Below are 11,151 nucleotides of genomic sequence, written 5' to 3'. Positions count from 1 at the left end.
TCCGGGTCGTCATCGATGATCAGGATCTTGGCCATCGCAGTATCCATCCTTGTCGTGTAGGATCCGCTCTCGAATCGCGGCGCCCACGGCCGGAACGGCTTGTTCGACCGTGCGGCTGAGGCCTGGCCCCCAGCCGATCCCTTCCGGCTGAACGCCGTAGATCGTCACGCGTTCGGGCAGGGCGTTGAGGGCGCGCGCCAGCTGCAGGGACTCCCTCAGACCCGCGCTGTGGAGCACGCCCGGGCGGAGTTCGCCTGCCAGCAGCTCGGGGCCGACCTCCAGGCTCATCCATTGCCCGGGCGCCAGCCCCATGTCGGCGGCATCCACGATTAACGCCTGCCGCCGCCCCTGGAGCAGCAGACAGGTCTCCAGGCCGGCGAGGCCACCATCCAAGACCTCGACCTCGGGCGGCAGTCCGCCGGCCTCGGTCAGGCTTCGGATGACGGCCTGCCCGACGCCATCGTCCCCGCGATCGGGGTTCCCCAGGGCAAGGACGAGAGTCGAGGCGGGTGGCGCGGCGGTCACGGTAGGACTCCCAAGGCTCGTCACTCGAAGCGAACCTCCAGTAAGTGGGTCGAGCACGAGATGCACGGATCGTACGCCCGCACCAGCATTTCCAACGCCAGGGTGATCTCGCTTTGGCCCTTGTCTAGGATCGTTGGCACGAGCGAGCGCATGTCAGCTTCAATGTTGGCCAGGTTCTGCCCGGTGGGGATGATGCAGTTGGCGCCGGAGATCCAGCCATCCTGGATCACATAGTTGTGGAACAGCGTGCCGCGCGGCACTTCGCAGGCCCCTGTGCCTTCCCCAGAGAGCTTCGGCGGCTGGACCGGCGCCCGCCAGGTCAGTCCGGTCTTGATCAGGCGGTCGGCCAACTCAATCGCGTCCTCAACGCAGTGGACGATTTCGACCACCTGGGCGACGGTGTTCAAGTACGGATTGACCGCCTTGGGGGCAAGGTTCAAGGCGCGTGCCGCTTCCTTGGCCCGCGGGTGCAGCTGGGCGTGGTTGACGTTGAAACGGGCCAGCGCGCCGACCATGTACGACTGTCGCTGATTCTTGGTCCGCTTGGCGGTCGAGTGCGGCACCAGGAACTCATTGGTGACAAGGCGGTATTTCTCGATCGGCCATTCCCCGCCGTCGGTGCTGACGAGTTTGCCGTCGATGAAGCAATATTCATCGTCCTTGTGCAAGGCGATGTACTCGGTCTCGCGCTCAAACGCCGGCAGCTTGAGCTTCTGGAAGAGCTCGACGGTGGCATCGACATCGGACCGCATCGCCACCAGCCGGTCGCGCAGTTCTTGAAGCTGGGCCGTCGTCGGGAAATGGGTGAACCCACCGACGGTCATGGCGATGGGGTGCGTGTGGCGTCCGCAGATGGCGGCGCACAGATCGCCGGATAGCTTTTTCATGCGCAGCGCCCGCATCACGACATCCGGCGCGGCCTTGGCGAGCGGGATGACGCTGCCCACGCCCAGACAGTCGGGCGCCACCAGCATGTAGGCGTGCAGGATGTGGCTGTCCAGCATCTCGCCGTGGAAATTCAACTTGCGAAGCAAGACGGTCTGTTCGCTCGGCTCGACGCCCAGGGCCTTCTCGGTGGCCCGCAGCGAGGCCGTCGCATGCCCGACGGCGCAGATGCCGCAGATGCGCGAGCTGATATGGGAGGCCTCGCCATAGGGCCTTCCCTTGAGCATGGCCTCGAAGAAGCGCGGGGTTTCCACGATTTCGAGATCACATTGCTTGAGTTCGCCGTTCTGAACATCCACGACGATGTTGCCGTGCCCTTCGACGCGGGTGACGTGGTGGACGTCAACGCGAAAGGATGGGTTAGCCATCTGTACCCGCCTCCAGCTCCATCATCTGATACGTCAGGAACAGCGTCGTCTTGGCCAGCGTCTCGTCGGCCGTCATGCCGTGCTCCGCCAATACGTTCTTCATGGAGCTGAGGTTGGGGTTGGGGATCAGCCCGCGGCAACCTTCACAACCGTCTCCGTAGGTCGGACAGATGGCATCGCAGCCGGCTCGAGTGATCGGGCCGAGGCAGGTCTGCTTGCGCTGGTAGACGCACACGTTCTCCTTCAGCTTGCACTCGACACACACCGGGTAATCTGGCAGCCACGGCTTACGGCCCTGGAGCAGGGCGGTGACCACGGCCACGAACTCGCCGCGGTCGATCGGGCAGCCCGGGATCACGGCATCGATCGGCACCACGGCGCTGAGCGGACGGGCCGGGTAGGTCTCATACCAGTCCGCCTTGTCGCCGTAGACGTAGCGGCGAACGCTCTGCAGCTCCTGGCGGTTGCGGATGGTGTTGATGCCGCCCAGGTGGGCGCAGGTGCCCAAGGCGACGACCAGGGCCGCTCGCTCGCGGATTTGCTTGAGTTGGGCCTCATCGCTGGCGCGAGAGATCGAGCCTTCGACGAATGCAATGAGGTAGTCGTCGCCCTTCTCGCTCATCGCCTCGCGGAAGCGGACGATCTCCACCGCGTCCAGCAGCTCGGGATGCGTCTGCAGCGAATCGACCACCGTAAGCTGGCAGCCCTCGCAGCTGGTGAACTCGAAGAATGCGACTTTGGGTCTGGCGCCCATCACAGCGCCTCCTCAAGGTGCTTGATTTCGGCATAGCTGAACGCCGGGCCGGATTGGCAGGTGTACAGGTGGTTGATCTGGCAGTGCCCGCACTTGCCGACGCCGCACTTCATTCGTCGCTCCAGGCTCATCCAGATATTCCCTTCGCTCAGGCCCTTGCCGAGCATTTCCATCAATACGAAGCGATACATTGCTGGCGGGCCGACCGTAATTCCAACGGTGTTGCGGGGGTAGATCTCGACCTTCGGGAAGAGCGTGGTGATCACGCCGACGTTCCCCTTCCAGCTGTCGTCGCCGCGATCGACGGACAGATGAACCTCGGTATCGCTGCGAGACTGCCACTGCCTGACCTCGTCCATGAACAGCAGCTCCGACGGGTCCCGGGCGCCGTAGAGAATGATCACCCGGCCGAAGTTGCCGCGCTCGTCCAGCACCTGGTTGATCAGCGAGCGCAGCGGCGCCAGGCCCAGCCCGCCGGGGGCGAACAGGATGTCCTTGCCGCGGAAGCGTTCATACGGGAACCCTCGGCCGAATGGGCCGCGGATGCCGAGCGTCTCCTTGGGGCCCATCTGGTGCAGGACCGAGGTCAGATCCCCGGCTTTGCGGACGCACACTTCGAAGGTTCCATTGCTGCGGCTGGGCGAGGAGGAAATGCTGATGGGCGCCTCGCCCACCCCGAGCACGGAGACTTCGACGAACTGGCCTGGCCGATGGTTGAGGGAGACGCCCTTGGGCAGCTCGATGGTCAGCACTTTCTCGGTGTTGCCCATCGGGCGGGCGTCGACGATTCTGGCCTGGGTCGGGAGGTAGATCGAAGGCGCTTCGAGGGCTTGCTTGAGGGTCGTGGTCATGGCCGCACCTCAGCCTGGGTGTTCTGGGTCTGCCGGTGGTAGAGGGCGTTGAAGGTGTCGACGGGCGTGATGTTGACCAGGCAGGCCTGGGCGCAGCGGCCGCAGCCGACGCATCCCAGCAGTCCAAAGGCATCGGTCTGGTACTTGCCCTTGCGGAAGAAGCGGTGGCGCTGGCGCCGGGCGCGGGTCTTACGGAAGTCATGCCCTCCGGCGACGCTGGCGAACTTGTCCAGCTGGCAGGAGTCCCACATGCGCAGCCGCCGGCCGGCGTTCAACGTCAGATCCACCTCGTCGGCCACGTTGAAGCAGTAGCAGGTCGGGCAGACGTTGGTGCACATGGCGCAGGCCAGGCAGCGTTCGCCCAACTCATCCCACAGCTTGCTGTCGTAGCTCACCGAGAGCAGGCTGGGGAGTTCCGTAACGTCGAAATCCAGCCGCAGAGGGAAGCGCGGCCACTTCTCGCTCATCACGCGGTTGACGCGGTGGTAGTCATCCTCAGTTGCCGGTCGCGCTGGGGCGAACCCCTCGAGCAGGCGGGCGCCGCGCTCGGTGTCGACGTCTACGGCATATTCCTCTCCCAAGTCGGTCAGGTGGAGGTCGAAACCATCGGTGGCGGACAGCGTTCCCATGCTCTTGCAGAACGAGTGCTCCATGCAGGGAACCAGGCACTCGATGCTGACGACGAGCGTGTTCTCTCGATGGGCCTGATAGTGCTGGTCGGTATAGCCGTTTTGAAACACCCGGTCGAGCAGGTGCATGGCGTGAAGGTCGCAGGTATGCACGCCAAGTACCACGGTCGGGCGCGCATCCAGCTTGGGGGTGATTTCGCCGGTGTCTTTCCTGAAGCTGAAGAGCTCTTCCACCTGCGGGAACAGGTACTTCTTCGGGGGGATCACCGTGGTCGGATACCCAAGCTCAAGCTCGGAGCTCGAATGGATCTCGCCGAATATGTGCTGACCGTGCAGCGGCTTTGGGCCGGCGACGCGGTGCCCGGCGCACAGCTGGTCAACCCAGGCGGGCAGGGCGGCCTTTGGTAAAACTCTCAGGCTCATAGCAGGCGCGGCTCCCTTCTTGGCGCACGACTTATGTAGCGACGTCGGACGTCACCCCAGTGTACGATGCCCCATTGGAGGGCAGACATAACAACTATCCTCCAATTCAACCGAGACATGTCACACCGGAAATTGCAGGCCGAGGAGCACCCCGTGCCGCCAGTTCTGGGTCGTCGTGACAGGCTGGATGGCGCCTTTCCAAGGCAAGAGAATCGGGCAACGGCCAAATGAGCGCGGGGCTCAGCGGGTCGAACGGGGGCGTGAAAGCAGGTTGTGGCCGATCCGGGTGGGAAGGGCGGGCAGGTGGGGAGGCGGTCCACGAGATCCGCGTCAAGGGGGGGCCTCGGGCGCGCTGTTGCCCAGCCTGCCGGCTGGGCCAGCGCCTGGGCGCCGGGCGTCAATCGTTGGGCGATCGCCCGCGCCCGGGGGAGACCCTGGGAGGCCATGAATAGGGTCATCCCGAAGACCCAGAGAGTGTTGGTCAGCAAGAAGCAGGTCAGGTCCTCGAGCGGCAAAGGCCCTATTGAGGAAGACCCCCAGCGACTGCCGGCGGCAATCGTCCATGTCCCGGCGCCGATGATGATCGCCAACCGTTGTTCGCCCAGGCTTGCGCCTCCGAGGCGATCCACAGGCATACCCTTCGCGCGAGATCTTGCGGCAAGGCTTGGCGCATATCAACCTCGACAAATCGGAGGGAGTGTGCGGAGATTGCTGGAAGTTGGCCATGCAGGCCGCCGGCCGGGCGGCCCGGTCGGACCGCACCGCGATGACACTGGCGCACACCTGGGCACAGCCCGGGAGTCCGGCCTGGACGAGTCGGTTCAGGGCAAAGGGCGGCCGGCGGACGATGCCCTGATGCGCCGGGCGGTTGCTCGCGTCGAAGCTGTCACGGCAGCGCACTCCCGATCCCTCACAATCGCTTCCCGCCTGTTGCCGGCGCGCAAGCCGCAGGCCGGGCGCGCCCTGTATTCCTTCTGCCGAACGACCGATGATCGGGTCGAGCGCCCGTCGAGGGACGCGGACTCGGCCGTCGACCCGGGGCGCTCCTATCATCCTGGGGATGGTTCCGGCTCGCAGGATCGGGTCGCCATCGCCTGGGCGGACGCCACCCAGCGCTTCAGCATCCCCTCACGGCTGATATTGCAGTGGATCGATGGGGTTGGGCGGGACCTGACCGCCAGCTCTGCCATGAGAGTTGGCCGGGAATCGGGCTGCTCTCCGCTGATGGTCGGTTCGTCCTCCAGGCCGCCGCCGGTCTGCACCGCGGGATCCTGGACGAGATCGAGCGCAACGACTTCGACGTCTTCACCCGGCGAGCCCACGTGCCGGCTGCTCGGCGGGCCAGGCTGCTGACCGGTCTTTGGCTCTCATCCCGACTCGGCAGCCGAGGTTAGGCAAGATCGGAGCGTCGGGGCCCCCGGCTCCGCAACGCATGACCATTGGAAGGGTTGTATACTCTTGAAGCGAACGGCTGGCAGCCGGCCACCCTGCGCGGGATGGCCTATTCCTAGGAGGATGCAATGGCTTTTTCACTTCTCTGCGGGGCGGTAGTCGCCCTGGCATTTGCGGCGGCGGTGTGCTTCGCTGGCTACCGCCTGTTCCTTGTTCTCTTGCCAATCTGGGGTTTCGTTTTCGGCTTTACTCTCGGCGCACAGGCGATCCAGGCCATCACCAATGGCAACTTCCTCGGGGACGTGACCAGCTGGGTGGTCGGCCTGGTGGTGGCTGTGATCTTCGCTGTTCTGTCCTACTTGTTCTACTTCATCGCGATCGCTCTGTTCTCGTTCTCGGCAGGCTACGCCGCGGGCGTCGGATTCATGGCGTTGATTGGCAGCCAGTTCGGGCTGGTCAACTTCCTCGTCGGCCTGGCCCTCGGCGTCGGCGTGGCGTTTGTCGTCTTGCGCTTCAACGTGCAGAAGTGGGTGATCATCATCGCCACTTCCATCATCGGGGCGTTGGCCATGGCGGGGATTGTACTTTTCGGCATGCCGGCCATGTCGACAGCCGTTGTGGACCTGGATGTTGTCGCCCAGGCCTTGCGTGCTTACCCGTTCATGATGCTGTTGGCCCTGGTCGCCGCCGTCGGCGGGATCGTCGTCCAGTACCGCAGCACCCGCACCTTCGCCTTCAAACCGCCGGCCGATCTTATGTAGGTCGCCCGGCTGCCGAGCCGCTTCGCATCCGACCGGAGCCGCAGATCGCCTGCCAGACGGGCCTGCGGCTCCGGCGCGCTTGCCGCCACGATGCGCGCCCCGCGCTTCGCCATTTTTCTCACCGGTATTCTGATCCAGCGCGAAGCCCTGCCGGCCATTGCCGTCGCCGTCGTCGCCGGGAGCCTCGTGGCGGCCGCCGCGGCCTTGTGGAGCGTCCGCAGCGCGCCGTCGGCAGCGCCCTCCGGCGGATAGGCGGGGGAGCCAGCGGTGAGCGGGGTGCCGGAGGAGCGGGCCACCGGAGGCTGAAACAAGTCGCGCGACCAGCAGACCCTTCGCTACGCTCAGGGTGACACCTCATGCGTGTCATCCTGAGCCAGCGGAGCGAGCGAAGGACCTGCTTCTTCCGCCTGAGGAGCTCCGCCGCCTTCCGCGTGACCAAGCGGACCCTTCGCTGAGCTCAGTGTGACACTCTATGGCATGTCATCCTGAGCGAGCACAGTGAGCGAAGGATCTGCTTGGGGTCAGTCAAGACTGAAAAGGGTCAGGGGGACCAGATCTTGAAGGCGAGGTCCTACTTCGTCTACATCCTTTCGAACCGATCGCGCACCCTGTACGTCGGAGCAACGAACGACCTGGAGCGTCGGATCTATGAACACAAGCACAATCTGGTCCCTGGTTTCACAAGCAGGTACCGAATTGACCGGCTCGTATACTTCGAAGAGACGGGTGATGTGCAGGCGCCGATCGCCCGGGAGAAGCAACTCAAGGGTTGGCTGCGCGCCAAGAAGGTCGCACTCATCGAATCCGTCAACTCGACATGGGAGGACTTGAGCGCCGAATAGGATGCTCCGTGACCAGCAAACCGTTCGCTCAGGGTGACACCTTGCGGGACACCTCACCGCGTGATATCATTTTGCGAGCGAAGGGCCTGCGCTTTCCGTCGCTGACCGCAGCTCACGAAAGATCCCGAGGAGGAATCCCATGACCATCAAGACCTACAAGGATGGAACTCCGTTCACCGGCGTCATCGGACGCACCACGGAGGAGTCCTCGCCCGCCTGGCCGGAACCGGCGCGCGCCCCGGAAGGCGCGCCCAACGTGCTCTTCTTCGTGCTGGACGATGTCGGGTACGGTCAGTTGTCGAGCTTCGGCGGGCTGGTCGAGACGCCCGTGCTGGACAGCCTGGCGGCCAACGGCCTGCGCTACACCAACATGCACACCACCGCCTTGTGCTCGCCGTCGCGCGGTTGCATCCTGACCGGGCGCAATCACCACTCGATCGGACTGGCATCGATCACCGAGACATCCACCGGGTATCCCGGCTACAACGGCATCCTGCCCTTTGACAAGGGCATGCTCAGCGAGATGCTGTTGCAGAAAGGCTACAACACCTTCGGCGTTGGGAAGTGGCACCTGACGCCCCCCGAACACATGACGCCGGCCGGACCCTACGAGCGCTGGCCGCTCGGGCGCGGCTTCGAGCGCTACTATGGTTTTATGGGCGGTGAGACCAACCAATGGTATCCGGAGCTGACCTACGACAACCACGAGGTTGAGCAACCCAAGTCGCCGGAGGAGGGCTACCATCTGAGCATCGACCTGGCTGACAAGGCCATCGAGTTCATCCAGGACGCACATGTCAACGCACCGGATAAGCCGTTCTTCCTGTACTACGCGACAGGCGCCGGCCACGCCCCGCACCACGTGCCCAAGGAGTGGGCGGACAAGTACAAGGGCAAGTTCGACATGGGCTGGGACAAGTATCGCGAGCTCGTCCACCAGCGCCAGCTGAAGATAGGGATCCTTCCGAAGGGCACCGAACTGTCGGCGCACGACCCGGATGTGCCGGTGTGGGACACACTGCCGGCCGACGCCAGGCGACTCTTTGCCCGCATGATGGAGGTCTATGCTGGATTTGTGAGCTTCACCGACCATCACTTCGGACGCATCCTTGAGTTCCTGAAAGAGATCGGCGAGTTGGACAACACGCTGATCATGGTTATCTCCGACAACGGCGCCAGCTCCGAGGGCGGACAGGTTGGTTCGCTCAACGAAATGTTCTTCTTCAACAATGCCAAGGAAACGCTGGAAGATAACCTCAAGATGATCGACAAGTTGGGCGGCGTCGAGACCCTCAACCACTACGCCTGGGGTTGGACCAATGCCGGCAACACGCCCTTCCGCCGCTGGAAGCGTGAGACCTACCGAGGCGGCACCACCGACCCGTGCATCGTGTCATGGCCCAAGGGCATCAAGGAGCGCGGCGAGATGCGGACGCAGTACGGGCACATCATCGACTTCGTCCCGACGGTTTTGGAAGCCCTTGGCGTGGAAGCGCCAGAGGGCATCCGCGGTGTGACCCAGGCGCCCATCGACGGGGTGAGCCTCGCCCATACCTTCAACGAGGCGGCTGCGCCGAGCAATCACCACACCCAGTACTTTGAAATGTTCGGCCACCGCGCCATCTACCACGATGGCTGGCGGGCGGTCTGCCCCTGGCCGGGACCGAGCTTCACCGAGGCCGCCAAGAAGGGCCGCCAGTTCGGCTCCCCCATTCCCAACCAGGTACTCGTAGATATCGAGACACACGACTGGGAGTTGTACCACGTGGATGAGGATTACTCCGAGTGCCATAACCTGGCCGCCGAGCACCGCGACAAGCTGATCGAAATGATCGGCCGCTGGTGGGCCGAAGCGGGCAAATATCAGGTGCTTCCGATCGACGGCGATGTCCGTAGCCGCCTCAGCGTGGAACGCCCGACGATTGCCAGGCCGAGGGACAAGATCGTCTATTACCCGGGCGGGTCGTCGGTCCCCTTTGCCGCCACACCCAAGGTGTACAACCGGCCCTGGAGCATCACAGCCGACGTCGTGATCCCGAAGGGTGGCGCAGAGGGTGTGCTGCTAGCACAGGGCGGCCGGTCCGGCGGTTACTCCTTCTTCGTCAAGGACAAGAAACTCTACTTCCTGTACAACTGGCTTGGCCACGACAGGTTCTGGCTGAAGTCCGATGCGGTGGTTCCGGAGGGTGAAGTCGAGCTGCGCTACGAGTTCGAGCCGACCGGCAAGCCCGACATTGCCCAGGGGCATGGAGTGCCAGCCCGTGGCCAGCTCTACATCAACCGCAAGTTGGTCGCCAGTATAGACATGCCCTACTCGATCCTGGTCATTTTCGGGACGGAAGGCCTGACCTGCGGCTATGACGGTGGCGATCACGTAGCAGCGGAGGAGTATGGCGATGAGTTCCGATTCACCGGCACCATTAAGCGTGTCACACTGGATCTGTCCGGCGAGCTGATCCCGGACAGTGAGGCCGACATGAAGATCGCCATGATGCGGCAGTAGGAGCGCGGGGGCGGTTAGACGAGGGCACAGCAGATCCCTCGTTGCGCTCGGGATGACGGGTACGCCCGACAGTGTCATCCCGAGGCCGCATGGGGGCGGAGGGATCTGCTGGTCCAAATCCGCGTACCACCGTCAGACAGGGGCTGGCGTGCAGCCGAGGACCTACTTCGTCTACATCGTTGCGAACCGGTCGCGAACCCTGTACGTCGGAATGACGAACGACCTGCCGCGTCGGCTCCATGAGCACAAGCACCTCCTGGTCCCCGGTTTCACCAGCAAGTACCGGATTGACCGCCTCGTGTACCTCGAAGAGGCGGACGATGTGCAGGCGGGAATCGCCCGGGAGAAGCAGCTCAAGGGCTGGCTGCGAGCCAGGAAGGTCGCGCTTATCGAATCCGTCAATCCGACATGGGAGGACTTGAGCGCCGAAAAGGACGCTCCGTGACCAGCAGACCCTTCGCTGCGCTCAGGGTGACACATTACGGCAATGTCATCCTGAGCGAGCGCAGTGAGCGAAGGATCTGCTTCTGGCCCCTCGCGGAGCTCGGCTACCCTCCGCGCGATCAGCAGACCCTTCGCTGCGCTCATGGTGACATGGGGCGATGTCATCCTGAGCGAGCATAGCGAGCGAAGGATCTGTTGTTTCCGCCAGAAGAGACGCCGCGCGCTTCGCGTGACGAGCCGCTCGCTACGTGACCAGCGGACCCTTCGCTTCGCTCAGGGTGACGCCTCACCGCATGTCATCCTGAGCGAGCGGGGCGACTAAGGATCCGCTTCTTCCGGACGAATACCCCGCGCGACTTGTCTACCGGGCGCTAGACAACCTGCCGGACCGTCCGTTCTCGTCCATTGACTCTTGATCCGACTTGACTGACGGTCAACTTGACGGAGTCTAGGGCTACTCGTGAGGGTCGGCCTTCGGGCATTTCCCGCCCTGGCCCGAATTGGGACTTTAAGGGTAAGGAAACTGGAGTACAATGCCAGTACATCCTGGGGCGCTCCCTAGCTTCACCAGCCCACCCCCAACAGGGGATCTCTGTCAGGAGGCAAATCCATGGATCTTGGACCGATGTCGTATTTGGCCTTCGAATTCGAAGGCAACAAGTTCAGGGGCGATCTGATGCCCGACCTGATGAACCTGGTCGAGAAGAAGATCAT

At 63.7% G+C, this 11,151-nt stretch carries 10 protein-coding genes; 5 read left to right on the top strand and 5 right to left on the bottom strand.

Annotated elements, in window-relative coordinates:
• Window positions 1-9: 9 nt before the first annotated feature.
• From MUO23_03105 to MUO23_03085, 5 genes are read right to left on the bottom strand one after another with little or no spacing between them, the layout of a single operon-like run.
• Window positions 10-525: a hydrogenase maturation protease gene (locus MUO23_03105; GenBank protein ID MCJ7511943.1), complete on the bottom strand. Its 516-nt coding sequence runs from the start codon at window positions 523-525 to the stop codon at window positions 10-12.
• 20 nt (window positions 526-545) lie between these two features.
• On the bottom strand, window positions 546-1,838 hold the full coding sequence (locus MUO23_03100; GenBank protein ID MCJ7511942.1) for a Ni/Fe hydrogenase subunit alpha: 1,293 nt from the start codon (window positions 1,836-1,838) through the stop codon (window positions 546-548).
• Window positions 1,831-2,592, bottom strand: coding sequence for a hypothetical protein (locus MUO23_03095; GenBank protein MCJ7511941.1), 762 nt, complete (start codon window positions 2,590-2,592; stop codon window positions 1,831-1,833). The genes MUO23_03100 and MUO23_03095 overlap by 8 nt, the downstream gene beginning before the upstream one ends.
• The gene (locus tag MUO23_03090) at window positions 2,592-3,443 is read right to left on the bottom strand and encodes an FAD/NAD(P)-binding protein (GenBank protein MCJ7511940.1); all 852 of its coding nucleotides are present in this window, start codon (window positions 3,441-3,443) and stop codon (window positions 2,592-2,594) included. Before MUO23_03090 ends, MUO23_03095 begins: the two co-directional genes overlap by 1 nt.
• On the bottom strand, window positions 3,440-4,495 hold the full coding sequence (locus tag MUO23_03085; GenBank protein MCJ7511939.1) for a 4Fe-4S dicluster domain-containing protein: 1,056 nt from the start codon (window positions 4,493-4,495) through the stop codon (window positions 3,440-3,442). Before MUO23_03085 ends, MUO23_03090 begins: the two co-directional genes overlap by 4 nt.
• 1,145 nt (window positions 4,496-5,640) lie before the next feature.
• Here MUO23_03085 and MUO23_03080 point away from each other — a divergent pair.
• The 5 genes from MUO23_03080 to MUO23_03060 all read left to right on the top strand — a co-directional run bounded on the left by MUO23_03080 (window position 5,641) and on the right by MUO23_03060 (window position 10,438).
• Window positions 5,641-5,889, top strand: coding sequence for a squalene/phytoene synthase family protein (locus tag MUO23_03080; protein MCJ7511938.1), 249 nt, complete (start codon window positions 5,641-5,643; stop codon window positions 5,887-5,889).
• Window positions 5,890-6,015: 126 nt separating this feature from the next.
• Window positions 6,016-6,648, top strand: coding sequence for a TMEM198/TM7SF3 family protein (locus MUO23_03075; protein ID MCJ7511937.1), 633 nt, complete (start codon window positions 6,016-6,018; stop codon window positions 6,646-6,648).
• Window positions 6,649-7,163: 515 nt separating this feature from the next.
• Window positions 7,164-7,490 carry a GIY-YIG nuclease family protein gene (locus MUO23_03070; protein MCJ7511936.1) on the top strand — a complete coding sequence of 109 codons (327 nt, stop codon included), beginning with the start codon at window positions 7,164-7,166 and terminating at the stop codon, window positions 7,488-7,490.
• A 139-nt stretch (window positions 7,491-7,629) separates the two neighbouring features.
• Window positions 7,630-9,993 carry an arylsulfatase gene (locus MUO23_03065; GenBank protein MCJ7511935.1) on the top strand — a complete coding sequence of 788 codons (2,364 nt, stop codon included), beginning with the start codon at window positions 7,630-7,632 and terminating at the stop codon, window positions 9,991-9,993.
• 148 nt (window positions 9,994-10,141) lie between these two features.
• A complete protein-coding gene (locus MUO23_03060) occupies window positions 10,142-10,438 on the top strand; it encodes a GIY-YIG nuclease family protein (protein MCJ7511934.1) in 297 nt (98 codons plus the stop codon).
• Window positions 10,439-11,151 lie beyond the last annotated feature (713 nt).

This window comes from Anaerolineales bacterium (assembly GCA_022866145.1).
GTDB lineage: Bacteria > Chloroflexota > Anaerolineae > Anaerolineales > E44-bin32 > PFL42.
Note: the sequence above shows the minus strand (reverse complement) of the source record. Positions and strands in the feature narration are given on the sequence as shown.

Excerpts from the sequence above, each read along its gene's own strand:
- MUO23_03095 (MCJ7511941.1), bottom strand. The coding sequence starts at position 2,592 with ATGGGCGCCAGACCCAAAGTCGCATTCTTCGAGTTCACCAGCTGCGAG.
- MUO23_03085 (MCJ7511939.1), bottom strand. The coding sequence starts at position 4,495 with ATGAGCCTGAGAGTTTTACCAAAGGCCGCCCTGCCCGCCTGGGTTGAC.
- MUO23_03100 (MCJ7511942.1), bottom strand. The coding sequence starts at position 1,838 with ATGGCTAACCCATCCTTTCGCGTTGACGTCCACCACGTCACCCGCGTC.
- MUO23_03090 (MCJ7511940.1), bottom strand. The coding sequence starts at position 3,443 with ATGACCACGACCCTCAAGCAAGCCCTCGAAGCGCCTTCGATCTACCTC.
- MUO23_03065 (MCJ7511935.1), top strand. The coding sequence starts at position 7,630 with ATGACCATCAAGACCTACAAGGATGGAACTCCGTTCACCGGCGTCATC.
- MUO23_03075 (MCJ7511937.1), top strand. The coding sequence starts at position 6,016 with ATGGCTTTTTCACTTCTCTGCGGGGCGGTAGTCGCCCTGGCATTTGCG.